The sequence below is a fragment of the Georgenia sp. H159 genome (assembly GCF_035607575.1).
Classification (GTDB): domain Bacteria; phylum Actinomycetota; class Actinomycetes; order Actinomycetales; family Actinomycetaceae; genus Oceanitalea.
In genome coordinates, this window is sequence record NZ_JAYDZY010000004.1 from 173,477 (window position 1) to 198,208 (window position 24,732).

General features: G+C 72.8%; 22 protein-coding genes. 14 read left to right on the forward strand and 8 right to left on the reverse strand.

From position 1 onward, the window contains the following. Positions 1-25 precede the first annotated feature (25 nt). Positions 26-997: an acetylxylan esterase gene (locus tag VR894_RS07225; protein ID WP_324650696.1), complete on the forward strand. Its 972-nt coding sequence runs from the start codon at positions 26-28 to the stop codon at positions 995-997. 32 nt (positions 998-1,029) lie between these two features. Here VR894_RS07225 and VR894_RS07230 read toward each other — a convergent pair whose 3' ends face one another. Further along, positions 1,030-4,110: an efflux RND transporter permease subunit gene (locus VR894_RS07230; RefSeq protein WP_324650697.1), complete on the reverse strand. Its 3,081-nt coding sequence runs from the start codon at positions 4,108-4,110 to the stop codon at positions 1,030-1,032. Positions 4,111-4,184: 74 nt separating this feature from the next. Between VR894_RS07230 and VR894_RS07235 the strand changes: the two genes are divergently transcribed. The 4 genes from VR894_RS07235 to VR894_RS07250 all read left to right on the forward strand — a co-directional run bounded on the left by VR894_RS07235 (position 4,185) and on the right by VR894_RS07250 (position 6,849). Then, a complete protein-coding gene (locus tag VR894_RS07235; protein WP_324650699.1) occupies positions 4,185-4,703 on the forward strand; it encodes a MarR family transcriptional regulator in 519 nt (172 codons plus the stop codon). An 11-nt stretch (positions 4,704-4,714) separates the two neighbouring features. Beyond that, entirely contained in the window at positions 4,715-5,119 is a 405-nt protein-coding gene (locus VR894_RS07240; protein WP_324650701.1) for an FKBP-type peptidyl-prolyl cis-trans isomerase, read from the forward strand. Between the two features lie 72 nt (positions 5,120-5,191). Next, complete coding sequence (locus VR894_RS07245; protein ID WP_324650702.1) at positions 5,192-6,106, forward strand: ABC transporter ATP-binding protein; 915 nt, start codon at positions 5,192-5,194, stop codon at positions 6,104-6,106. Then, positions 6,103-6,849: an ABC transporter permease gene (locus VR894_RS07250; RefSeq protein WP_324650704.1), complete on the forward strand. Its 747-nt coding sequence runs from the start codon at positions 6,103-6,105 to the stop codon at positions 6,847-6,849. The genes VR894_RS07245 and VR894_RS07250 overlap by 4 nt, the downstream gene beginning before the upstream one ends. A 30-nt stretch (positions 6,850-6,879) precedes the next feature. On the opposite strand, the gene msrA is transcribed toward VR894_RS07250, so the two are convergent. Beyond that, positions 6,880-7,548, reverse strand: coding sequence for a peptide-methionine (S)-S-oxide reductase MsrA (msrA, locus tag VR894_RS07255; RefSeq protein WP_324650762.1), 669 nt, complete (start codon positions 7,546-7,548; stop codon positions 6,880-6,882). A gap of 200 nt (positions 7,549-7,748) precedes the next feature. Between msrA and VR894_RS07260 the strand changes: the two genes are divergently transcribed. Both VR894_RS07260 and ilvA read left to right on the forward strand, forming a co-directional pair. After that, positions 7,749-9,140, forward strand: a complete 1,392-nt coding sequence (locus tag VR894_RS07260; protein ID WP_324650705.1) for an AI-2E family transporter — start codon at positions 7,749-7,751, stop codon at positions 9,138-9,140. After that, positions 9,137-10,357, forward strand: coding sequence for a threonine ammonia-lyase (gene ilvA / locus VR894_RS07265; protein ID WP_324650706.1), 1,221 nt, complete (start codon positions 9,137-9,139; stop codon positions 10,355-10,357). The genes VR894_RS07260 and ilvA overlap by 4 nt, the downstream gene beginning before the upstream one ends. Positions 10,358-10,416: 59 nt before the next feature. Here the strand turns inward: ilvA and greA are convergent, their stop codons facing one another. Together greA and VR894_RS07275 are read right to left on the reverse strand one after the other, a co-directional pair. Continuing rightward, positions 10,417-10,902, reverse strand: a complete 486-nt coding sequence (gene greA / locus VR894_RS07270; protein WP_324650707.1) for a transcription elongation factor GreA — start codon at positions 10,900-10,902, stop codon at positions 10,417-10,419. 165 nt (positions 10,903-11,067) lie between these two features. Then, on the reverse strand, positions 11,068-11,484 hold the full coding sequence (locus VR894_RS07275) for a DUF4307 domain-containing protein (protein ID WP_324650708.1): 417 nt from the start codon (positions 11,482-11,484) through the stop codon (positions 11,068-11,070). 113 nt (positions 11,485-11,597) lie between these two features. On the opposite strand from VR894_RS07275, the gene mca reads away from it, so the two are divergent. Together mca and VR894_RS07285 are read left to right on the forward strand one after the other, a co-directional pair. Beyond that, positions 11,598-12,449, forward strand: a complete 852-nt coding sequence (gene mca, locus VR894_RS07280; RefSeq protein ID WP_324650763.1) for a mycothiol conjugate amidase Mca — start codon at positions 11,598-11,600, stop codon at positions 12,447-12,449. After that, a complete protein-coding gene (locus tag VR894_RS07285) occupies positions 12,446-12,799 on the forward strand; it encodes a hypothetical protein (protein WP_324650709.1) in 354 nt (117 codons plus the stop codon). Before mca ends, VR894_RS07285 begins: the two co-directional genes overlap by 4 nt. A 15-nt stretch (positions 12,800-12,814) precedes the next feature. On the opposite strand, the gene trhA is transcribed toward VR894_RS07285, so the two are convergent. Then, positions 12,815-13,522 (reverse strand): PAQR family membrane homeostasis protein TrhA, encoded by a 708-nt coding sequence (gene trhA / locus VR894_RS07290; protein ID WP_324650710.1) that lies wholly within the window; start codon positions 13,520-13,522, stop codon positions 12,815-12,817. Between the two features lie 141 nt (positions 13,523-13,663). On the opposite strand from trhA, the gene VR894_RS07295 reads away from it, so the two are divergent. Together VR894_RS07295 and VR894_RS07300 are read left to right on the forward strand one after the other, a co-directional pair. Beyond that, positions 13,664-14,425: an isoprenyl transferase gene (locus VR894_RS07295; protein WP_324650711.1), complete on the forward strand. Its 762-nt coding sequence runs from the start codon at positions 13,664-13,666 to the stop codon at positions 14,423-14,425. 247 nt (positions 14,426-14,672) lie between these two features. Further along, the gene (locus VR894_RS07300; RefSeq protein WP_324650712.1) at positions 14,673-16,067 is read left to right on the forward strand and encodes a PhoH family protein; all 1,395 of its coding nucleotides are present in this window, start codon (positions 14,673-14,675) and stop codon (positions 16,065-16,067) included. Positions 16,068-16,175: 108 nt separating this feature from the next. Here the strand turns inward: VR894_RS07300 and VR894_RS07305 are convergent, their stop codons facing one another. Beyond that, the gene (locus tag VR894_RS07305; RefSeq protein ID WP_324650713.1) at positions 16,176-17,180 is read right to left on the reverse strand and encodes a carbohydrate kinase; all 1,005 of its coding nucleotides are present in this window, start codon (positions 17,178-17,180) and stop codon (positions 16,176-16,178) included. Beyond that, positions 17,177-17,407, reverse strand: coding sequence for an exodeoxyribonuclease VII small subunit (locus VR894_RS07310; RefSeq protein WP_324650714.1), 231 nt, complete (start codon positions 17,405-17,407; stop codon positions 17,177-17,179). Before VR894_RS07310 ends, VR894_RS07305 begins: the two co-directional genes overlap by 4 nt. 150 nt (positions 17,408-17,557) lie before the next feature. On the opposite strand from VR894_RS07310, the gene adhE reads away from it, so the two are divergent. Then, positions 17,558-20,263 carry a bifunctional acetaldehyde-CoA/alcohol dehydrogenase gene (gene adhE / locus VR894_RS07315; RefSeq protein ID WP_324650715.1) on the forward strand — a complete coding sequence of 902 codons (2,706 nt, stop codon included), beginning with the start codon at positions 17,558-17,560 and terminating at the stop codon, positions 20,261-20,263. Between the two features lie 30 nt (positions 20,264-20,293). Here the strand turns inward: adhE and xseA are convergent, their stop codons facing one another. Then, on the reverse strand, positions 20,294-21,529 hold the full coding sequence (xseA, locus tag VR894_RS07320; RefSeq protein WP_324650716.1) for an exodeoxyribonuclease VII large subunit: 1,236 nt from the start codon (positions 21,527-21,529) through the stop codon (positions 20,294-20,296). A gap of 258 nt (positions 21,530-21,787) precedes the next feature. Between xseA and VR894_RS07325 the strand changes: the two genes are divergently transcribed. Both VR894_RS07325 and VR894_RS07330 read left to right on the forward strand, forming a co-directional pair. Further along, entirely contained in the window at positions 21,788-22,828 is a 1,041-nt protein-coding gene (locus VR894_RS07325; protein ID WP_324650764.1) for a 4-hydroxy-3-methylbut-2-enyl diphosphate reductase, read from the forward strand. Between the two features lie 251 nt (positions 22,829-23,079). After that, entirely contained in the window at positions 23,080-24,732 is a 1,653-nt protein-coding gene (locus tag VR894_RS07330) for an AMP-binding protein (RefSeq protein ID WP_324650717.1), read from the forward strand.

Here is a 24,732-nt window from a genome sequence, read left to right on the forward strand (position 1 = left end):
GGGGGGCGTCGCTAAGGTGTCGCCCGTGCCCCTCTTCGACATCGATGCCAGCCGCCTGCCCGACTACCGTCCGGAGGTCGCCGAGCCGGACGACTTCGACGCCTTCTGGGCCCGCACGCTGGCCGAGACGCGCGCGCACGACCTGTCCGTCGAGGTCGCGCCGGTGGACGCCCGACTCACCGTGATCGAGACCTACGACCTCACCTTCTCCGGCTTCGGCGGGCACCGCGTCAAGGGCTGGTACCTGCGCCCGGCGGGGCACGACGGACCGCTCCCGGCGGTCGTCGAGTACCTCGGCTACGGCGGTGGCCGGGGGATGGCGCACTCGCGGCTCACGTGGGCGGCCGCCGGCTACGCCTACGTCGTCATGGACACCCGCGGCCAGGGGACGGCGGCGACGAACGGCCACGGTGCCACCCCCGATCCGGTGGGCTCCGGCGTGGCCGCACCCGGCACCCTGACCCGCGGCGTCGAGGACCCGCACGACCACTACTACCGCCGCGTCTACACCGACGGTGTGCGCGCGGTCGAGGCGGTGCGTGAGCTCCCCGGCGTCGACCCGGCGCGGGTCGCCGTGACCGGGGTGAGCCAGGGCGGTGCGATCACCACCGCGGTCGCCGGGCTCATCGACGTCGCCGCGGCCATGCCCGATGTGCCCTGGCTCCAGCACATCCGGCGCGGGGTCGAGACCGCGCCGAGCGGGCCATTCGGGGAGGTGCGGACCTACCTCGCGGCGCACCGCGGCCGCGTGGAGGAGACCTTCCGGACGCTGTCGTACATCGACGGCGTCAACCACGCCAGGCGGGCCCAGGCACCGGCGCTGTACTCGGTGGCGCTCATGGACCCGGTCTGCCCGCCGTCGACCGTCTACGCGTCGGCGAACCACTACGGGGGCCCGGCCGAGGTGGAGGTCTACCCGTACAACGAGCACGAGGGCGGCACGGAGTTCCAGCGCGAACGCCAGCTCGCCTGGCTCGGTGACCTCCTCCACCCCTGACGCGGTGCGCCGAGGCCGCTCTCGACGCCGGCTCACACCTCGACGAGGTCGGGCTGCCTCTCCAGGCGCCGGGCGGCGCGCTTCTCCAGCCTGCGCTCGACGAGCAGGTACAGCACCGGGACGAGCAGCAGGGTGAGCAGCGTGGAGGTGACGAGGCCGCCGATGACGACGAGGGCGAGCGGCTGGGACACGAACGCGCCGCCACCGGTCACCCCGATCGCCATCGGCACGAGCGCGGCGATGGTGGCCGCGGCCGTCATGAGGATGGGCCGCACGCGGTGGCGCGCCCCCTCCTCGATGCCCGCGCGCAGGTCCATGCCCTGCCGTCGGTACTGGTTGATGAGGTCGATGAGGACGATCGCGTTGGTGACGACGATACCGACGAGCATGAGCGCGCCGATGAGACCCGGCACGTCGAGCTGGCTGCCGGTCACGACGAGCATGAGCACCGCGCCGGTCGCGGCGAAGGGGACCGAGACCATGAGGATGAGTGGCTGGACCAGGGAGTTGAAGGTCGCCACCATGACGAGGTAGACGATCGCGAGCGAGAGCAGCAGCGCGATGCCGAGGTTCGCGAACGCCTCCTCCTGGTCGGCGCTGACGCCCTCGATCTCGGCGGCCACGCCGTCGGGCAGGTCGAGCGAGTCGAGCGCGGACCGGAGGTCGGCCGTCACCCGGCCGAGGTCCGAGGCGGTCGACGTCGCGCTGATCGTCGCGCTGCGCAGCCCGTCGGCCCGCGTGACGGTGATCGGCTGGTCGACCTCCTGGACCTCGGCCACCTGCGAGAGCGGCACCGGGCCGGCCGCAGTGGCCACCTGGAGCGACTCGAGCTCCTCCCGCGTCGTCGGCGGCTCGCCGACGTTGAGGACGACGTCGTTGCGGCCGTACTCCGTGTTGATCGACGCGACCGTGCTGCCCTGGAGTGCGGCGGACACGACCTGGCCGACCTGGGCCTCGCTCACGCCGATCGCAGCGGCGGCCGCCCGGTCCACCTCGACCTGCAGCGTGGGCAGCTCCGCGGTGAGGTTGGAGGTGACGTCGGTGGTCCCGTCGATGGCCTCGACGGCGTCCAGGACGCCTCGTGCGGCGGTCTCGACCGACTCGCCGTCGGCGCCGCTGACGACCACCTCGAGGCCGCCGCCGAACCCGGCCATGCCGGTGGCCACGGTGAGCTCACCGACGTCCTCGAGCCCGTCGAGCCGTGAGCGCAGCTCCTCCTCCGCCTCGGTGGCGTCCGCGTCGATGTCCAGCGTGATCGCGAAGGTCGTCTCGCCCTGCGAGCCGAAGAAGGCCATCGCGGCGTCCCCGGAGCCACCGGTGACCTGATAGCTCTCGACGTCCGCGAGCCCGGCGACGACCTCCTCGACCTCCTGGGCGGCGGCGTCCGCGGCCTCCAGCGACGTGCCGGCAGGCAGGGCCTGGGTGACCGAGAGCGTGTTCTGGCCGCTGTCCCCGATGAACTCGGTCTGCAGCTGGGTGGCCAGGCCCGCGGTGCCCGCGAGCACGGCGACCGCCGCGACGACGGCGAGCCACGGCCGGGTGAGGGCGCCGCGGAGGGTGCCGACGTAGGCGCGCTGGAGCACGCCGCGGCGCTCCTTGGCCTCGGCCGCCTCGCGGACGGCGTCGGGGTCCTCGCCGGGACGGGGGCCGCGCACGAACCAGTACGCCAGCACGGGGACGATGGTGAGGGCGACGAGCAGGGAGGCGAGCAGCGCCAGCGCCGCGGTGAACGCGAAGGGCCGGAACAGCTCGCCCACCATCCCGCCGACCAGCCCGATCGGCACGAAGACGGCTGCGGTCGCGATCGTCGCGGAGGTGATGGCGCCGGCGACCTCGCGGACCGCGTCGAGGATGGCGGTCCGGCGGTCCTTGCCGTAGGACAGGTGGCGGCTGATGTTCTCGATGACGACGATGGAGTCGTCGACGACCCGCCCGACCGAGACGGTGAGCGCGGCGAGGGTGAAGAGGTTGAGGGTGTAGCCGACCGTCCGCAGACCGATGAGCGCGATGATGAGCGAGAGCGGGATCGACAGCGCCGTGACCCCTGTCGGCCGCCACCTGCGCAGGAAGACGAGGATGACGACGACCGCGAAGACCAGGCCGAATAGGCCCTCCGTCGCGAGGTCCTCGATGGACTGCTCGATGAAGGGGGCCTGGTCGAACACCACGGTGACCTCGGCGGCCTCGCCGAGGGCTGCCTCGAACTCCGGGATGAGCTCCTGGACGGCGTGGGAGACGTCGACCGTGTTGCCGTCCGGTGTCTTGGTGATCGCGACGCCGAAGCTCGGGTCACCGTTCGTCCGGCTGAAGGAGGTCGGCTCGGTGCGCTCGGAGGTGACCTCGGCGACGTCGTCGAGCCGGACCGGGCCGGTCCCCGTGGGGATCGGGAGGGCGGCGACCTCCTCGGCCGAGGTGAGGCGCTCACCCGTCTGGACCGTCAGGGTGCGCTCGCCCTCGGTGATCGAGCCGCCGGGGACGACGGCACCGTTGGCCTGCAGCGTGTCGCCGATCGCGCTGGGGTCCAGGCCGGCCTGAGCGAGGGCGGGCAGGTCGGCGTCGATCGTCACCCGGACGTCGCGCACCCCGCTGAGCTGGACGTCGCGGACCCCGCCGAGCCGCTCGAGCTCCGGGACGACGACGGTGCGCAGCACCTCGGCGGTGGCCTCCTCCTCCCCGCTGGTCGCCACGGCGAGCTGGACGACGGGCAGGTCGTCGATGCCGCCGCTGATGACCTGGGTGTCGGCAGACTCCGGCAGCACCGGCTCCAGGCGGGTGAGTGCGGCCTGGAACTCCTGCTGCGCGTTCGTCACGTTCGTGCCGTAGGCGAGCTCGAGCAGGACGACGGACGTGCCCGCGCTCGACGTCGAGGACGTACCCTCCAGGCCTGCCACGACGCCGGCGGCCTGCTCGACGACGTCGGTGACCTGCTGCTCGACCACCTCGGGCGAGGCGCCGGGGTAGCTCGTCACCGCTCCGACGATCGGCAGGTCGAGCGGCGGGATGAGCTCCTGCTTGAGCGTCGACGTCGCCCACAGCCCGCCGAGGACGGCAAGGATCGTGGCGAGCGCGACGAGGGCGCGGTTGCCGAGACTGAACCGGGCGAGTGACGACACAGGTGCTCCGTGTGACATAGTGGAGTTGTTGAGGACAGGCCTAATTGTTAGGTAAACCCAAAGTAAGGTAACACGTGACCGAGCGCCCCGCGGAGCAGCACCGCCTCATCGAGGAAGCGAGGGCGGCGGGTGAGGTGGTGGCCAAGTTCTTCGTCCACCAGCAGCTCGGCCCGATCCTCGCATCGGCGCTGACGATGCAGCAGCTCAGGCTCGTCGCCCTGCTCCACGAGCACGGCCCGCTCGGCGGCCACGACCTCGCCCGCCACCTCGAGGTCTCGATGCCCACGGTGACCGGGATCGTCGACCGCCTCGTCGAGCGGGGCATGGTCGACCGGCGCGCGGACCCCGCGGACCGCCGGGTGCGGCTCACCGCGCTGAGTCCCGCCGGAGAGGCGTTCGTCGCGGAGTTCGAGGCCGCGGGGTGGGGCCCCGGAGCGGAGATCCTCGAGTCGCTCGACGTGGCGGACCTGCGGGCGCTCACCCGCGGGCTCACGGCGATGTCGCGGGCGGTCGAGGAGCGCGTGGGCGAGGGCGGGTGCTGCGCCGGGTCGGGTCCGGTCGCCACGGCGGGCGAGCCCGGCAGCGCCACGTAGGGTGGTGGACCATGAGCGCAAACCTCCCGATCGCCTCCGGTTCCTTCGGCGACGACCCCACCCTGACCTTCCCCGGCACCCCGGCCCCTGACGGCCTCCAGGTGGCGGTGCTCGAGGCGGGCGACGGCCCGGCGGTCGAGGCCGGTGACACGATCGTCGTCAACTACCACGGCCAGATCTGGGACGGGAAGATCTTCGACAGCTCCTACGCCCGCGGTCAGACGATCTCCTTCCCCATCGGGATGGGGATGGTCATCGGCGGCTGGGACGACGGCCTCGTGGGCAAGGCCATCGGCTCCCGCGTGCTGCTGTCGATCCCGCCGGAGCACGGCTACGGCCCGCGTGGCGTGCCGCAGGCGGGTATCGGTGGCGAGGACACCCTCGTCTTCGTCGTCGACATCGTCGGCGTGGAGTAGGCCCTACCCGTCCCGCGTGCCGAGGGCGGCGAGCACGCCCTGCTCGGCGGTGACCGGCGATAGTCTGGCGGCGTGTCGGGTCGGCGAGGACCAGCCATCGAGGTCGTCTCCCTGCGCAAGACGTACGGGGACGTCGCGGCGGTCGCCGACGTCTCCTTCTCCGTCGCCCGGGGTGAGATCCTCGGCGTCCTCGGGCACAACGGCGCCGGCAAGACGACGACGGTCGAGTGCCTCCAGGCGCTGCGCCGTCCCGACGGCGGAACCATCCGGGTCGCCGGGGTCGACCCGGTCGCCCACCCGGGACGGGTGCGCGCACTCGTCGGCAGTCAGCTGCAGAGCTCCTCGCTGCCCGACCGGTTGCGGGTCGGGGAGGCGCTGGAGTTCTTCGCCTCCCTGCGTCCCGGGAGCCGCTCGCCGGGCGAGCTCATGCGTGAGTGGGGGCTGTCCGACCTGCGTCGCAGGGCCTTCGGTGACCTCTCCGGGGGGCAGCAGCAGCGGCTGTTCGTCGCGCTGGCGCTCGTCAACGACCCTCCTGTCGTGGTCCTCGACGAGATGACGACGGGGCTCGACCCGGCCGCCCGGCGGGTGGCGTGGGAGCTGGTCGAGCGGGTGCGTGACCGCGGCGCCACCGTCCTGCTGGTCACGCACTTCATGGACGAGGCCGAGCGGCTGTGCGACCGGCTCGTCGTGCTCTCCGGTGGGCGCGTCGTCGCGACCGGCTCCCCGGGGGAGCTCGTCGACCGTCACGCCGGGGAGGTCGAGGTGACCTTCTCCCACCGGGGGGAGCTCCCGGGTCTCGCAGGGACCCCGGGCGTCACGGGCGTCCACCGGTCCGGTGCCCGGGTCGTCGTCACGGGGACCGGACCGCTCCTCGCCCGCGTGGCCCACCACCTCGTCACGGTCGGGATCGAGCCGCAGGACCTCGCCGTGCACCGGCCCAGTCTCGAGGACGTGTACCTCGCGCTGACGGGGCAGGGGACGCCATGAGGAACGTCTGGCGTCTCATGGTCCTCGAGCTCCGCCTCTTCGTCCGGGAACCGATGACCGTCGTCTTCGTCCTCGTGCTCCCGCTCGTCATGATGTACGTCCTCGACGGGGTCTTCGGCAACGAGGCCCGGCCCGAGCTCTACGAGGGACTGGGGGCCAGCACCTTCTACGCCCCCACCTACGTCGCGCTGTCGGTCGCGACGATCGGGATCCTCTTCGTCCCCGTGCACCTGGCCGGGTACCGGGAGAAGGGCGTGCTCAAGCGGTTCCGGGCCTCCGCGCTGTCGGTGCCCACCGTGCTCGCCGGGCACCTGGCCCTGGGGGTCGTCCTGTCGCTGGCCTCCGCGGCAGTTCTCGCCGTGGTCGCGCTCACCGTCCTCGGCGTCGAGCCGCCGGTGTCCACCCCTGCCCTGGTTGCCGGGACGGTGCTGGTCAGCCTGACGTTCACCGTCCTCGGCGTCGTCCTGGGGCTGGTGGCACCGAGTGCGCGCGCCGCCCAGGGGCTGGGCGTGCTGCTCTTCTTCCTCTTCCTCATCCTCGGCGGGGCCGGGCCGCCGAGGGAGGTCATGCCGGCCACGCTCGTGACCGTGGGGGACTGGCTGCCGGTGACCTACGCCGGGCAGCTGCTCCGGGCGCAGTGGGTCGAGGGCGCCTGGCCCGCGTCCTCCATGGCGGTGCTTGCGGCGCTGCTCGTCCTCTCGCTGGTCGCGGCCGGTGCCCTCGGGCGGTTCCGCGAGGTGTGAGCCGGTGCGTCACGGCACCGTCGCCCGCTGTCAGGACGTCGGCGGCAGCACGTCCTGCTGGGCGGGGACCTCGTCCTGGCGAAGCAGACCCACCGGGCACGTGTAGCCGTTGGGTCCGTGGTTGCAGTAGCCCCCGGGGTTCTTGTGGAGGTACTGCTGGTGGTAGTCCTCGGCGTAGTAGAACGTGCCCGCGGGGGCGATCTCGGTGGAGACGGGTCCGTGGCCGGCGTCGGCGAGGACGCGCCCGAAGGCCTCCCTGGTGAGCTCGGCGGCCCGCTGCTGCTCCGGCGTCGTCCAGTAGATACCCGAGCGGTACTGGGTGCCGACGTCGTTGCCCTGCCGGTTCGGGGTGGTCGGGTCGTGGTTCTCCCAGAACGCCTTGAGCAGCTCCTCCGGGCCGGTGCGGGCAGGGTCGTAGGCGACGAGCACCGCCTCGGTGTGCCCGGTCAGGCCGGTGCACACCTCCTCGTAGGTCGGGTTGGGGGTGAACCCGCCGAGGTACCCGGCCGCGGTCGTCACGACGCCGTCGAGCCGCCAGAAGATCCGCTCGGCTCCCCAGAAGCAGCCCATGGCCACGTACAGGACCTCGGTGCCCTCGGGCCACGGCCCGCGCAGCGGGGTGTCGAGGACCTCGTGGGTCTCGGGCACCCGGTAGGCGGGCACGTCGCGTCCGCGCAGTGCCTCCTCGGCACCGACCATGCGTGGCGTAGGACGAAAGAAGTTCACAGGGCACCTCCGGGAGATCAAGGGCGCCGGCTACCACGGGGGGACGGCAGCCGGCGCTGTGGACGACAACACCACAGGAACCTGAGTATTCCCTTGGAAGGGTCCGGCGATCGGGCACCGGTGCCGTCCTCTAGGCTGTGACTCGGCTCTCTCACCACATCGATTGCGGGGACATGTCAGAGAACACCTCCGGGTGGATCGCCCGGCTCACGCCTGCCCGCCGCGCCTCCACGCCCGACGTCCCCCCGCCTCCGCCCACGGTCGTCCGGCCGCCTCGGCCGGCGGAGAGCGACCCGGCCGAGCTCTCCGTGCCCCGCTCCGTGCGCTCGGCGGCCGCCTGGTCCTGGCGGATCCTGGCCATCGCCGCGGGGACCGCGCTCGTCGGGTACCTCACCATCGTGTTCAAGACGGTCGTCGTCGCCTTCGTCATCGCGGTGCTGCTGGCCGTGCTCCTCGACCCGGTCTCCGCGTGGCTGCGCAAGCGGCTGCGCTTCCCGCGGTCGCTCGCGTCGGCCACGACCCTCATCGCGGTGATCGCGCTCGTGGGCGGGCTGCTCACGCTCGCGGGGCGCTCGATCATCATCGGCTTCTCCGACCTCGCCGACCAGGCCGTCCAGGGCTTCGACGAGCTGCTCAGCTGGCTGTCCGAGGGGCCGCTCGGGATCGAGCAGCAGCAGCTGCAGACGTGGCTCGACGAGGCCGTCGGGCAGCTGGAGGCGAACGCCGGGTCCCTCGCGTCCGGCGCGCTCGCCGCCACGACGACGGTCACCGAGTTCGCGCTCGGCGCCGTCATCGCGATCTTCTGCCTCTTCTTCTTCCTCAAGGAGGGGCGCCGCATCTGGCACTGGTTCGTCCGGCTCGCCCCCGTGCGGGGCCGGGACCGCATCAACGAGGCCGGCATCCGCGGCTGGATCACCCTCGGCGGCTACGCCCGCACGCAGATCCTCGTCGCGTTCGTCGACGCCCTCGGTATCGGCATCGGTGCCTGGGTCCTCGGGCTGCCGCTCGTCCTCCCGCTGACCATCCTCGTCTTCCTCGGTGCGTTCATCCCGATCGTCGGCGCGCTCGTCAGCGGCTCGGTCGCCGTCCTCGTCGCGGTCGTCGACCAGGACGTCCAGACCGCCCTCATCATGCTGGGGATCGTGCTGCTCGTGCAGCAGATCGAGGGCAACCTCCTGCAGCCGTGGCTCATGGGCAACGCCGTCTCGCTCCACCCCGTGGCCGTCCTCCTCGCCGTCACCGCCGGCACCGGAGTGGCCGGCATCCTCGGCGCGCTGCTCGCCGTGCCGATCGCCGCCGTCATCAACACCGTGGTCCTCTACCTCAACGGCCACGACAAGCACCCCAGGGCCGCGACCGACTGGTACCGGCCCGGGGGGCCGCCGGGGACGCTGTTCCGGTCGATCGCCGACTCCTACGCCGCCTCGACGGGCGACCCCGAGGACGACGACGCGTTCGAGGCCGCCACCGTCACGCCCGCCGACTCCGGCCCCGCCGACGACCCCGGCCGCGACGACCGGCCCGGCGACGAGGGCGGTCGCCCTTCCGGGCAGGGAGCCACGTGACGGCAGGGATCGGGCTCGCCGCCATCGAGGAGGCGGCCGAGCGGCTCCGTGGCGTCACCACGCTGACCCCGGTGGAGGAGAGCACCTCGCTCAGCGGGATCGCCGGCACCCGGGTGGTGCTCAAGTGCGAGAACCTGCAGCGCACCGGCTCCTTCAAGCTCCGGGGCGCCTACCTGCGCCTGTCCCGGCTCACGGCCGAGGAGAAGGCGCGCGGCGTCGTCGCCGCCAGCGCCGGCAACCACGCGCAGGGGGTGGCGCTGGCCGCCCGGGAGCTGGGCATCTCCGCCGTCGTCTACATGCCGCAGAACGCGGCGCTGCCGAAGCTGTCGGCGACGCGTGGCTACGGCGCGGAGGTCCGGCAGGCGGGGAGCGACCTCGCGGGCACGCTCGCCGCGGCGCAGCACGAGGCCGCCGAGACGGGCCGCGTCTTCATCCCGCCGTTCGACCACAGCGACGTCATCACCGGTCAGGCCACCATCGGGCTGGAGGTGCTCGACCAGGTCCCCGGCGTCCGCACGATCCTCGTGCCCACCGGGGGCGGCGGCCTGCTCGCGGGCGTGGCCGCCGCGGTGCACGCGCGCGGCGCCGACGTGCGCGTCATCGGGGTCCAGGCCGCCGGCGCGGCGGCGTTCCCGGCGTCGCTCGCCGCGGGGCACCCCGTCCCGCTCACCCGGATCAACACCATCGCCGACGGGATCGCGGTCCCCTCACCCAGCGACCTGACGCTGGGGATCGTGCGTGACCACGTCGCGGAGGTCCGGACGGTGAGCGAGGAGGACCTTGCCCGGGCCATCCTGCTGCTCAGCGAGCGCGCGAAGCTGGTCGTCGAGCCGTCCGGCGCGGCGGGGGTGGCGGCGCTGCTGGACGGGGCCGAGGGGCTCGAGGGCCCGGTCGCCGTCATCCTCTCGGGCGGCAACGTCGACACCCTCGTCCTGTACCGGATCCTGCGGCACGGCCTGGTCGCTGCCGGACGGTACCTCCAGATGGAGGTCCGCGTCCCCGACCAGCCCGGCTCCCTCGCCGGCCTGCTGGGAGTGCTCGCCGAGACGGGCAGCAACGTCGTCAGCATCAAGCACGACCGCACCGGCGCGGACCTGGGCGTGGCCGAGGTGCAGATCGGGGTGGAGCTGGAGACCAAGGGCCTGTCCCACTGCCGGGACGTGCTCACGGCGCTGCGCGCCGAGGGCTACGGCGTGGTGTTCCAGTCCGTGGAGTAGACGCGAACGGGGTGCGCGCCGGCCGCAGCCGCGTGCACCCCGCCCGTCGGAGGGACGTGTCAGCCGGTGAAGGGCTTGACCTCGAGGATCTCCACGTCGATGGACTTGCCGTTCGGCGCCACGTAGGACACGGAGTCGCCGGCCGTCTTGCCGACGATCGCCGCTCCCAGCGGCGAGCTCTCGGAGAAGACCTCGATGTCGACGTCCTGCGCCGCCTCGCGCGAGCCGAGGAGGAAGACCTCCTTCTCGCCCGCGATGGTCGCCGTGACGACCATGCCGGACTCGACGATGCCGTCGTCCGCCGGTGCCTCGCCGACATGGGCGTTGCGCAGCAGCTCGGTGAGCTGGACGATCCGGCCCTCCAGCTTGCCCTGCTCCTCACGAGCCGCGTGGTAGCCACCGTTCTCCTTGAGGTCTCCCTCGGAGCGGGCGGCCTCGATACGCTCGGTGATCTCGGCGCGGCCGGGGCCGGTGAGGTGCTCCAGCTCGGACTTTAGGCGGTTGTAAGCCTCTGCGGTCAGCCAGGTGGTCGCTGTCTCGGCCACGTCTCCTCCTCCAACAAAATCGTGAGCCTCGGCCACTCGAACGGGCCGAGGCTGTCTTGGTCAGTACGCCGCGAGGGCGGCGCAACACTGCTCGCCGCGCGGTGCGACGGCGTCAGGATAGCAAGTATTCAGTCGAACAGTCGTGCCATTCCCCTCGGCACCCGCTCAGGGTGTGGTCACCCGGCAGCCGGACACGCGCCCACCGGTCGCGGGCTCGGTCGTCGCGACCCGCGCCGTGACGACGGTGCTCCGTTCGTCGTGCGGGCCCACCGGGACACGGGCGACCCCGACCTGGGCGAAGGCGTCGTTGAGTGCGAGGACGGTGCACTCCGCCGTCGTGCCCGGGTCCATGTGGACGACGAAGCCGACCTCGACGGCGGACTCGTCCACCACGGCGAAGGACGCCTCGTCCGTGCGGACCCCCTCGTCGGTCGACACGACCGCGAGGACGACGAAGGCGAGAACGGCGACGACGGCGAGCAGCGCGCCCACCACCCGGCGGCGGCGTCGGGTCGCGGCGTCGGGAGCGAGCCCGTAGCGGTCTGCGAGGGCGGCGCGCATCTCGTCGTCGTTCGTGGTCACGGCGCCATTGTCTCCCGTCCCACACTTATGGGCTTTGCCCGGGCACCGCGGGCGGGCGAGAATCGAGGGCGGTCCGAGCAGGAGGAGACACAGTGAGCGAGTCGATGCGCCTCATGGCGGTGCACGCGCACCCCGACGACGAGTCGAGCAAGGGTGCCGCGACGATGGCGCGGTACGTCGGCGAGGGGGAGCGCGTACGCGTCGTCACCTGCACCGGCGGCGAGCGCGGATCCATCCTCAACCCCAAGCTCGCGCACGACGCCGCGATCCTCGCGGACATGCCGGCCTACCGCCGCCGGGAGATGGCCGCCGCCGCGGAGGCGCTGGGCATCGAGCACGTGTGGCTCGGCTTCGTCGACTCCGGCCTCCCGGAGGGCGACCCGCTGCCGCCGCTGCCCGACGGGTGCTTCGCGCTCGTGCCGCTCGAGGTGAGCGTGGAGGCGCTCGTCCGCGAGGTGCGGACCTTCCGACCCCACGTGATGACGACGTACAACGAGCTCGGGGGCTACCCCCACCCGGACCACATCCGCTGCCACGAGGTCTCGGTGGCGGCCTACCACGCCGCCGCGGACCCGGACCAGTTCCCCGACGCGGGGCCGGCGTGGGAGGTCTCCAAGCTCTACTACGACGTCGGCTTCTCCATCGACCGGATCAGGGCCATCTCCGAGGCGATGCACGAGCGCGGGCTCGTCTCCCCGTTCGACGACTGGCTCGAGCGTGCGGCCCGGCGACCGCAGCGGACGGTGACCACCCGGGTGCGCTGCGAGGAGTACTTCGAGCGCCGTGACGAGGCGCTGCGGGCGCACGCCACCCAGATCGACCCGGAGGGCTTCTTCTTCGAAGTACCCCGCGACGTCGAGCGTGAGGTCTGGCCGGTCGAGGAGTTCGAGCTGGCCCACTCGCGGGTCCCGGTGGAGCCCCCCGAGGAGGACCTGTTCGCCGGCCTGCGTAGGCTGGTGGGGTGACCCCTTCCACCCTGCTCGGACCGCTCCTGCTCGCCGTCGCCACCGGGCAGACACCCGAGCCCAGCCCCTCACCCACGGGACCGGTCCAGACGATCTACACCGTGACCCCGGGCATCTCCGGCTTCATCACCTTCTTCGTGCTCGCGCTCATCGGGTGGCTGCTGTTCCGCTCGCTGGTCAAGCATGTCCGCCGGGTCGACCAGGAGGTCCTGCGCCGTGAGCGGGCGGCCGCGGAGGACGGTCGCGCGGCCGACGCGCCGGTGGCGCCCGGTGACGAGCGGACGGTCCCGGCCGGCGACGAGCGGTCGGTGCCGTCGGGTGACGAGCCGGGCGAGGGCCCCGGCCGCTGAGCGACGGCCGCCGGCTCAGCCGGCCGCCGTCGCGGCGAGGAGCACGGCGACGTAGTGGCACAGGTAGCCGCCGACCGTGCCGACGTGGAAGATCTCGTGGAACCCGAACCAGCGCGGGCTCGGGTTGGGCCACTTCGTGCCGTACACGAGGGCGCCGAGGGTGTAGCAGAGCCCACCGGCGATGACGAACCACATGATGACGGGACTGCCGGCGCGTCCGAAGTCCGGCAGGAACCACACCGCCACCCACCCGAGCGCCATGTAGATCGGCACGTAGAGCCAGCGCGGTGCCCCCATCCAGAAGACGCGCATGAGGATCCCGGCCAGCGCCCCGAGCCACACCACCGTGAGCAGCACGCTCGCGGTGTCGCGGGGGAGGAGCAGCACGGCGAGCGGCGTGTACGTGCCCGCGATGAGCAGGAAGATGTTCGCGTGGTCCAGCCGCCGCAGGACGGCGGCGACCGGCGCGGACCATGTGCCGCGGTGGTAGACGGCGCTGCACCCGAACAGCAGCACGGCCGCGACCGCGAACACCGCCGTGGAGGACGTGGCGGGCCCCGGAGGCGCGAGCACGACGAGCACGATCCCCGCGACCACGGCGAGCGGCGCGGTGCCTGCGTGGATCCACCCGCGCAGCCGAGGCTTGACCGCTGCGACGAGCGAGCCGCTCGCCTCGTCACCCGGCGACGACGTGCGGTGATCCGCGGTGGAGCCGTCGTTCACGGAGCCTCCTTCGGACTGTCGGGACGTAACCTACGCTTGCGTAACCTACGTCAGCGTAACGGACGGTGCCTGTCCGACGTCGTCGTCGCGAGTAGCCTGAGCCCGACCTCACCCGCTCGTCGTCAGGAGTGCGCCAGAACCATGCAGCCTCTCCGCCTGCTGTACGGGCTCTACGAGCGCAGGCTCGCCCGCGGACTGGACCGGGAAGCGACCCCGCGCCACGTCGGGGTGATCCTCGACGGGAACCGCCGGTGGGCCCGTGCCCTGGGCAACCCCGCCTCGCACGGGCACCGCAAGGGCGCCGACAAGATCACCGAGGTGCTCGGCTGGTCCGAGGACGCCGGGGTGCAGATCGTCACCCTGTGGATGCTCTCGACCGACAACCTGGACCGGGACGCCGACGAGGTCGCCGAGCTGCTGGAGATCATCGCCTCGACCGTCGACGCGCTCGCGGACTCCGGACGGTGGCGGCTGCGCGTCGTCGGCGCGCTGGAGCTGCTGCCGCCGGCGGTCGCCGACCGGCTCGCCCGGGCCGTCGAGCGCACCTCCCACGTCAGCGGGATGGGCGTGAACGTCGCCGTCGGCTACGGGGGCCGCTACGAGATCACCGCCGCCGTGCGCTCCCTGCTGCGCTCCTACGCCGACCGGGACATGAGCCTGGAGGAGGCCGCGGAGGCGGTGAGCGTCGAGGACATCGCCGAGCACCTCTACACCAAGGGGCAGCCGGACCCCGACCTCGTCATCCGCACGTCCGGTGAGCAGCGCCTGGGCGGCTTCCTGCTCTGGCAGAGCGTGCACAGCGAGTACTACTTCTGTGAGGTGTACTGGCCGGACTTCCGGCGGATCGACTTCCTGCGCGCCCTGCGTGACTACACCCAGCGAGAGCGCCGCCTCGGTCGCTGAGCGGTGACTGCGCGGTAACCGCAGGGTGAACTCTTCGCCCGAAGTGCACGCGCTCGGGTGTGTCGCGCACGCCGAGGCGTCCACCGGCCCTAGCGTCAGGTGTGACGGGTGGCACATCGTCACCCTCCGGGAGGCCGCCGATGGACACGTCGTCGAGAGGGGCCGCCGGCTCCTCCGCCGGTGCGCCACCCGCCCTACTCACCGCGCCCGGCACCGTGCGTCGCGCCGGCGCCGGAGGGAGCCCCCCATGACCATCCTCACCCAGCGGCCGGACCCGCTCGCCGACCTCCAGCAGGCGCGGCTCCCCGGTGTCGACGGTGCCGTCGCCCAGCGACTCACCTACGTGCTCGACACCTCGGTCCTGCTCTCGGACCCGTACGCGATCGGCCGGTTCGCCGAGCACGACGTCGTGCTGCCGGTCGTCGTCATCACCGAGCTCGAGGGCAAGCGGCACCACCCCGAGCTCGGGTACTTCGCACGCACCGCCCTGCGGCTGCTCGACGACCTGCGCGTGCACCACGGCCGGCTGGACACCGCCGTCCCGATCGGGAAGGACGGCGGGACGCTGCGCGTCGAGCTCAACCACTCCGACCCCGCGGTGCTGCCCTCCGGGATGCGGCTGGGTGACAACGACACGCGCATCCTCTCCGTCGCCGCGAGCCTCGCTGCCGAGGGCCACGAGGTCGCCGTCGTCTCCAAGGACCTGCCGATGCGGGTCAAGGCCTCCGCCGTCGGTCTCGCCGCCGAGGAGTACCGGGCCCAGCAGGTCATCGAGTCGGGCTGGACGGGGATGACGACGGCGGACCTCACCGACGAGGAGATGGCCACCCTCTTCGCGGAGGGGCGCATCGAGACCGCGGGGCTCGCGATGGCGGGGCAGCTCGCCGAGGAGCTGTGCCACACCGGGGTGGTCCTCCACTCCGGGCGCGGCTCGGCGCTCGGCCGGGTGGGCACGGGCGGGACGCTCACGCTCGTCCGCGGCGACCGGGAGGTCTTCGGGGTCCACGGGCGCAGCGCCGAGCAGCGCGTCGCCATCGACCTGCTCGCCGACCCGGAGGTCGGGATCGTCTCCCTCGGTGGGCGGGCGGGCACCGGGAAGTCGGCGCTCGCGCTGTGCGCCGGCCTCGAGGCCGTGCTCGAGCGGCAGGAGCACCGCAGGGTCGTGGTGTTCCGGCCGCTGTACGCCGTCGGGGGCCAGGACCTCGGCTACCTGCCCGGCACCGAGGCGGAGAAGATGAACCCGTGGGCCGAGGCGGTCTTCGACACCCTCGGGGCGCTCGTCGACCGGCACGTGCTCGACGAGGTGCTCGCCCGCGGCATGCTCGAGGTGCTGCCGCTCACCCACATCCGCGGCCGGTCGCTGCACGACGCCTTCGTCATCGTCGACGAGGCCCAGTCGCTCGAGCGCAACGTCCTGCTCACCGTCCTGTCGCGGATCGGGCAGAACTCCAAGGTGGTCCTCACCCACGACGTCGCCCAGCGCGACAACCTGCGGGTCGGGCGGCACGACGGCGTCGCAGCGGTGGTGGAGATGCTCAAGGGCAACCCGCTCTTCGCCCACGTGACGCTCACCCGGTCGGAGCGGTCGGCCATCGCCGCACTCGTCACCGAGGTCCTCGAGGACGGCGCCCCGGTCATCTGAGCTCCGCCGACAGCCTTGACCTCCCCCGCTGTCCTCTCACCTCCACCCGGAGCACACCGGTGGACGAGGAGAGCGGGGGAGGTCAGGTGAGCGAGCCACGGACGCCGCTCAGGGGGTGGTGAAGGCCTCGAGCTCGGCGACCGTCGGCGGGTTGGCTCCCGGCCGGGAGACGGTGACGGCCGCGATCGTCGCCGCCCGCTCGAGGATCGCGCGCACCGTCGTCGCGTCCAGCGCCCGCAGGAGCTCCCTGCGGCCGGCGCCGAGGAGGCCGTCACGCGCCAGCCCGTCGATGATGCCCGACATGAACGAGTCACCGGCGCCGACGGTGTCGGCGACGGTCACCCGCGGAGCCGGCACGGTGACCTCCGCGCCGCCGGCGGTGAGCGCCAGCGCGCCCTCCGCGCCGCGCGTGACGACGACGAGGGCCGGTCCGAGCGCGACCCAGGCGGTGAGCACCTCGGTGAGGTCCTCCCCGGGCGCGAGCCACGCGACGTCCTCGTCGGAGACCTTGACGACGTCCGCCCGGGCGACGAGCGCCTCGACCTCCCGGCGGGTGGCGACCGGGTCGACCATGACGGCGGGCCGCACGTTGGGGTCGTAGCTGACGGTGGCCACCGGGGTGAGCTCCTCGACGAGCGTCCGCACCTTCGCGGCGGCGTCCCCGTGGATGGCGCTGATCGACCCGACGTGCACGAGCGCCGGCTCGCGGAGCGGGGTGACCGCCGGGACGTCGTAGAGCAGGTCGAAGTCGTACTCGGCGGCGCCGGAGGCGTCGATGCGCGCGCGGGCGGTCGACGTGCGCTCGGCACCGGCGGACCCGGCGCTGACGGCGACGCCGTCGGCCTCGAGCCACGACCGGATGCGCTCGCCCCGGGCGTCGGGGCCGAACCACGTGACCAGCTCGACCGGGTTGCCGAGCCGAGCCAGCCCGACGGCCACGTTGGCCGGGCTCCCGCCCACGTGCTCGGCCGGCTCGTCGCCGTCGCGGGCGACGATGTCGATGAGGCTCTCCCCGACCACGAGGACGGCGGGCTCGGTCTCGTGCCCGCGCACGGTACGGCGCGTCCGCGGCGCGTCCGACGGCTGCCCGGCGCGGGTCTGCGGCTCGCTCATCCCTCGTCCTCCGTGGTCGTCGCCGTCGCGCCCTGCTGGACCTTCGCGAGGCGCTCACGGGCGCCGTCGAGCCACTGCTGGCAGCGGGCCGCGAGAGCTTCGCCCCGCTCCCACAGCTCCATCGACTCCTCGAGCGTCGCGGCGCCGGTCTCCAGACGCCGGACCACGGTCTGCAGCTCCTCGCGTGCCTGCTCGTAGCTGAGGGACGCGACGTCGGGGGTGCTCATGGCGTCAAGTCTGGCAGAACTGCCGAGCGTTCCCGGTGTGCGTGCGGCGGCGGGACCTTCGCCTCATGTCCGATTCGCCGGGTAGCCCTAGCGTGAGCAGTGGGTCGACGGTGATCCGGCCAGCAGGAGTCCGAGACCACGGAGCCCACGATGAGCATCGACACGACCCAGGCAGCACGGCCCGCGACGGGCCCCGCCCACGACTCGCAGATCGACCGGCTCGTCGCCCGCGCGGCGCAGGCGGCGGCAGCCTACGACTCCTTCACCCAGGAGGACGTCGACCACATCGTCAAGAAGGCGTCGGTGGCGGCACTCAACCAGCACGGCGTCCTCGCCCGCCTCGCGGTCACCGAGACCGGTCGCGGCGTGTTCGAGGACAAGGCGGTGAAGAACATCTTCGCCTGCGAGCACGTGACGAACTCGATGGCGGACATGCGCACCGTCGGGGTCGTCAACCGCGACGAGCTCAACGGCATCGTGGAGATCGCCGAGCCGGTCGGGGTCGTCGCCGGGATCACGCCGGTGACCAACCCGACGTCGACGGCGATCTTCAAGTCGCTCATCACGCTCAAGACCCGCAACCCGATCATCTTCGCCTTCCACCCCGCGGCCCAGGAGTCCTCGGTCGCGGCCGCCCGCGTCGTGCGCGACGCCGCCGTCGCGGCTGGCGCTCCCGAGCACTGCATCCAGTGGGTCACCGACCCCTCGGTCGAGGCGACGCGCGAGCTCATGCACCACCCCGGCGTCGCGATGATCCTGGCGACCGGCGGCAACGCGATGGTCAAGGCCGCGTACTCGTGCGGGAAGCCGGCCCTGGGGGTCGGCGCGGGCAACGTACCGGCGTGGATCGAGGCGAGCGCCAACCTGCCGCGCGCCGTCAACGACGTCGTGCTGTCCAAGGCCTTCGACAACGGCATGGTGTGCGCCTCGGAGCAGGCCGTCATCATCGACGCGACCCGCTACGACGCCGCCCTCCTCGAGTTCGCCCGGCTGCACGCCTACCGGGCCACCCCCGCGGAGAAGGCGATGCTCGAGCGCTTCATCTTCGGTGTCGAGGCCGGGGGGACAGCGTGCTCCGGCGCCCGCCTCAACGCGGCGGTCGTCGGCCGCAGCCCCCGGTGGATCGCCGAGCAGGCCGGCTTCAGCGTGCCCGCCGACACCTCGATCATCCTCGCCGAGGTCGGCGAGGTGGGACCGGCCGAGCCGCTGACCCGCGAGAAGCTGTGCCCGGTGCTGGCCGTGCTGCGCGCGGAGGACCGCGAGCACGGGATGCGGCTGGCCGAGGAGATGGTCGAGCTCGACGGGCTCGGGCACAGCGCGGCCATCCACACCGAGGACCCCGCCACCGTCGAGGAGTTCGGGTCGCGGGTCAAGGCCGTGCGCGTCATCTGGAACTCCCCGGCGTCCCTCGGTGGCATCGGCAACATCTACAACTCCTTCATGCCCTCCCTCACGCTGGGCTGCGGCAGCTACGGCGCCAACTCGGTGTCCGGCAACGTCTCGGCGGCCAACCTCGTGAACATCAAGCGCATCGGGCGCCGCAACAACAACCTCCAGTGGTTCAAGGTGCCGGCCAAGACCTACTTCGAGCCGAACGCGATCCGCTACCTCGAGGACATGCACGACGTCCGCCGCGTCACGGTCGTCACCGACGCGACGATGACGCGCCTGGGTTTCGTCGACAAGGTCCTCGACGTGCTGTCCCGCCGGCCGGAGAAGGTCGCCCTGCAGATCATCGACAACGTCGAGCCGGAGCCGTCCATCACCACCGTGGAACGCGGTGCCGAGGCGATGCGCGAGTTCAAGCCGGACACGATCATCGCGCTGGGCGGCGGCTCCCCGATGGACGCCGCCAAGGTCATGTGGCTGCTCTACGAGCACCCCGAGGTGGTCTTCACCGACATCCGCGAGAAGTTCTTCGACGTGCGCAAGCGGGCCTTCAAGTTCCCCGCCCTGGGAGACCAGGCCAAGCTCGTGTGCATCCCGACGACGTCGGGCACCGGCGCGGAGGTCACGCCCTTCGCCGTCATCACCGACCCCCAGACGGGCGTGAAGTACCCGCTGGCGGACTACGCGCTGACGCCCACGGTGGCGATCGTCGACCCCGCCCTCACCGGTGAGATGCCGGCCTCCCTCGCCGCCGACTCCGGGTTCGACGCCCTCACGCACGCGACCGAGGCCTACGTGTCGGTGTACGCCAACGACTTCACCGACGGGATGGCGCTGCACGCGATCCGGCTCATCTTCGCCAACCTCGAGGAGTCGGTGACCGGCGGCCCGCGTGCCAGGGAGGCACGGGAGAAGATGCACAACGCGGGGACGATCGCCGGGATGGCCTTCGGCAACGCCTTCCTCGGCATCGTCCACGCGATGGCGCACACCGTCGGCTCGACCTTCGGGCTGGTGCACGGCCGGACCAACGCCGTGCTGCTGCCCCACGTCATCCGCTACAACGGCACCGTGCCCACCAAGCTGACGAGCTGGCCGAAGTACGAGTCCTACGTGGCGCTCGAGCGCTTCCAGCAGATCGCCGAGGCGCTCGGCCTGCCGGCGAGCACCCCGGAGGAGGGGGTGGAGTCCTACGCCCGGGCGGTCGAGGAGCTGCGCGCGGCCGTGGGGATCCCCTCCTCCTTCCGGGCGCAGGGCGTGAGCGAGGCCGCGTTCATCGGCGGCCTGGACGACCTGGCGATGCGGTCCTACGAGGACCAGTGCGCGCCCGCGAACCCGCGGATGCCGATGCTCGAGGACATGAAGGACCTCATGGCCGCCGCCTACTACGGCACCTCCCTCACCGAGGTGCGCGAGGCCCGGGCGGACGAGGAGGCCCGGGCGACCGAGGAGGCCCGGGTCGGCTGAGCCGCGTCACCGCAGCCCTGGGCCACCGGCTCAGGGCTGCGGTCGCGTGCGGCGCACCTCCACGTCCAGCCGCCCCTGCGCCACACGGGCGTCGAGCAGGTCGCCCTCCGCGACGTCGGCGGCGTCCCGCACCACCGCGCCGTCCTGCGTCCGCAGGACGGCGTAGCCGCGTTCGAGGGTCGCCAGCGGGGACAGGGCACGCAGGTGGCCGCGCACCGACTCCAGAGCGGCGGAGCTGCGCTCGAGCCGCGTCGTCGTCGCCTGCCGGAGCGAGCCGACGAGCCGGGCGACGTCCTCCTCGCGCGTGGCGACCATCGTCGTCGGCTCGGCGAGGACGGGGCGGGACCGCAGACCCTCGAGCATGGTCTGCTCGCTGTGGAGCCGCCCGGCGACCGTCGCCCGCAGCCGCTGACAGGCGACCAGGATGCCGCGGCGCTCCTCCGCGACGTCGGGCACGATCCGCTTGGCGGCCGCGGTGGGCGTGGAGGCGCGGTAGTCGGCGACGAGGTCCAGCAGGGGCGTGTCGGTCTCGTGCCCGATGGCCGAGACGAGGGGCGTGCGGCAGGCGGCCGCCGCCCGCACGAGCTGCTCGTTGGAGAAGGGCAGGAGGTCCTCGACCGAGCCGCCACCGCGGGCGACGACGATGACCTCGACGTCCGGGTTCGCGTCGAGCTCCGCGATGGCCTCGCTCACCTGGGCGACGGTCCCCACGCCCTGGACGGCGACCTCACGGATCTCGAACCGCACCCCGGGCCACCGGGCGCGGGCGTTGACGACGACGTCGTGCTCGGCCTTGGACTCCCGCCCGCAGACCAGCCCGACGCACGCGGGCAGGAAGGGCAGCGGGACCTTGCGCTCCGGGGCGAACAGGCCCTCCGCGGCCAGCACGCCCTTGAGGTGCTCGATCCGGGCGAGCAGCTCGCCCAGGCCGACGGCGCGGATCTGGCGGGCGTGCAGAGACAGCGAGCCGTTCTTCAGGTAGAAGTCGGGCTTGGCCTGGACGACGACGCGCGCCCCCTCGGCGACCTCCGGCAGGTCCCGGGCGAAGATCTTCACCGCGAGGGACATGTCGACGTCGGCGTCCCGCAGCGTGAGGAAGGCCATCCCGGCCCCCGGGCGGCGGTTGAGCTGGACGATCTGGCCCTCGACCCACACGGGGGACATCCGTGCGACGTACTCGGCGATCTTCGTCGACAGCAGCCGCACCGGCCACGGGTGCTCGGCGGTCGTCTGGGCGGCGCGCTCGGGCAGGGGTGCGTCGGTCACGGGCACGCCCCGGGGACGGGTGCCGAGACTGCGCCGACGGCCGGGGAGACGAGGTGGCACGCGGCGCGGGTGGCCGGGACGTGCTCGGCGGGATCGGGTCGCATCGCTCACAGCATGCCACCGAGGGGAGACGTTCCCGGAACGGCGACGTAGCCTGGGGTCGTGACTACCGTGCCTTCTGCTGCTGCCCAGGGCGCCCAGGCGCTGGACCGCCCCAAGGTCCAGTCGCTCGCCGGCGCCTCCGCCTTCCCCGACGACGTGCCCGCGCACACGCCGGGCGTCGAGGCCGTTCCCGGGCGCCGCATCCTCCTCGCCGCACCACGCGGCTACTGCGCCGGTGTGGACCGCGCCGTCGACGCCGTCGAGAAGGCGCTGGAGCACTACGGCGCACCGGTCTACGTGCGCAAGGAGATCGTCCACAACAAGTTCGTCGTCGAGACGCTGACCGAGCGGGGCGCGATCTTCGTCGAGGAGACCGACGAGGTGCCCGAGGGTGCCCGGGTGGTGTTCTCCGCGCACGGCGTGGCACCCGCGGTGCACGCCGAGGCCGCCGCGCGCAGCCTCGAGACGATCGACGCGACCTGCCCGCTCGTCACCAAGGTCCACAAGGAGGCCGTGCGCTTCGCGCGGGAGGACAGGGACATCCTCCTCATCGGCCACACCGGCCACGAGGAGGTCGAGGGCACCCAGGGCGAGGCCCCGGACCACATCCAGGTGGTCAACTCCCCGGACGACGTCGACAACGTCGTCGTCCGCGACCCGTCCAAGGTCTCCTGGCTCTCGCAGACCACACTGTCCGTCGACGAGGTGATGGAGACGGTGCGCCGCCTGCGCGAGCGCTTCCCGATGCTCCAGGACCCGCCCAGCGACGACATCTGCTACGCGACGCAGAACCGCCAGGTCGCGGTGAAGAAGCTCGCGCCGTCGGCCGACGTCGTCATCGTCGTCGGCTCGGCGAACTCCTCCAACTCCGTCCGGCTGGTCGAGGTCGCGCTCGAGGCCGGCGCGGGCGCCGCCTACCGGGTGGACAAGGCCGACGAGATCGACGAGGCGTGGCTCGCCGGGGCGACGACGGTCGGGCTGACCTCCGGGGCCTCGGTGCCCGAGATCCTCGTGCGCGACGTCATCACGTGGCTCGGCGGGCGCGGCTACGGCGAGGTGGAGGAGGTGCGCACGGCCACCGAGGACATCATCTTCTCGCTGCCGAAGAACCTGCGTGCCGACCTCAAGGCCGCCGGCGGCTCCCCGGACCGCCCCCGCCGCGGCGGCCGCCGCGCCCTCCCCGTCGACGCCAGCTGACCGAACGCGGCCCCCAGCCCCCACCCCCGCCGAGAGCGGGATTGTGTCGAGGCCCGGGGCCCCCCACCCCACCTCCGCCGAGAGCGGGGTTGTGTCGAGGCGCGGACGCTCCGCGCGCATACGATCCAGCTCGCGACGCGGGGCACGGGCCAGGGAGCCTCGGGGCGGCTTCCTCGTCGGGCAACCTACGCATCCGTAGGTTACGGTGACCACGGCGCCAGCACGTGGTGTCCCCGATCGAAGTAGCGCAGATGACCGACACCTTCACCGTCCCCGACTGGACCGTTCCCGACCTTCTCGACGACGCCGTCGCGAACGTCCCGGACAACGTCGCCCTCGACTTCCTCGGCGCGACGACGACCTACCGCGAGCTCGCCGACCAGGTGAGCCGCGCGGCCGCAGTGCTGGCCGCCGCGGGGGTGCGCGCCGGGGACCGCGTGGCGCTCGTGCTGCCCAACTGCCCCCAGCACGTCGTCGCCTTCTACGGCGCGCTGCGGCTGGGCGCGGTCGTCGCCGAGCACAACCCGCTCGCCTCGTCGGCAGAGCTGCGCGCGCAGCTCGAGGCGCACGGCGCACGGGTCGTCGTCGCCTGGGAGAAGTCGCTCGACAAGGTCGCCCCGGGTGGGGACCTCGGCGGCCGCACCGTCCTGGCGGTCGACCTCACCGCCGCCCTCCCACGGCGGTCACGCATGCTGCTGCGCCTGCCCCTCCCGGCGGCGCGCGCGCAGCGGGAGGTCATGCGCGGCCCGGTCCCGGCGGGCGTGGTGAGCTGGGAGCGTGCGCTGCGCCGTAGCTCGCCGCTGGCCGCCGACCACGCCGGTCCCGGACCGCTCGACACGGCCGTGCTGCTCCACACCGGCGGCACGACCGGCACCCCGAAGGCGGTGGTGCTCACCCACCGCAACCTGGTGGCCAACGTCGCGCAGAACTCGGCCTGGGTCGCCGGCCTGCGGTACGGCGAGGAGGTCTTCTCCGCCGTCCTGCCCTTCTTCCACGCCTTCGGGCTCACCCTGTCCCTCACCACGGCCGTGCGGCTGGGTGCCACGCAGATGGTCTTCCCCCGCTTCGACGTCGACATGGTGCTCGCGGCCGTCAAGCGCCGCCCGGTGACCTTCTTCGGCGGGGTGCCGCCGATGTTCGACAGGCTCGCCTCCGCCGCGGAGGAGCGTGGCGCGGACCTCACCGCGGTCCGCTTCGCGATCTCCGGCGCCATGGCGCTCGACCCGGAGGTCGCCGCCCACTGGGAGCGGGTCACCGGCGGCCTCATCATCGAGGGCTACGGCATGACCGAGACCTCGCCGGTGGCCCTGGGCAACCCGCTGAGCCCCGAGCGCCGCCCGGGTGCGCTGGGCCTGCCGTTCCCGGCCACCGAGATCCGCGTCGTCGACCCCGAGGAGCCCGCCACCGACGTCCCCGACGGCGAGGTCGGCGAGCTGCTCATCCGCGGCCCGCAGGTCTTCGCGGGCTACTGGCAGGACCCCGACGCCACGGCCGAGGTCATGCTCGACGGCGGATGGCTGCGCACCGGCGACCTCGTCCGGCGGGACGCGGACGGTTTCGTCACGCTCGCCGACCGTCGCAAGGAGCTCATCATCTCCGGCGGGTTCAACGTCTACCCCTCCCAGGTGGAGGACGCCGTCCGCGCGATGCCCGGTGTGCGTGACGTCGCCGTCGTCGGCGTGCCGGACGGGTCGCGCGGGGAACGCGTCGTCGCCGCCCTCGTCCTGGAGCCCGGCGCCAGCGTCGACATCGCCGCCGTCCGCCGCTGGGCCGAGGACCGGATGTCCCACTACGCCATGCCGCGCGCGGTGGCCATCCTCGAGGACCTCCCGCGCTCGCAGCTGGGCAAGGTGCTGCGCCGCGTCGTGCGTGAGCAGCTGCTCACTCACGGCCGACGGTCCTGA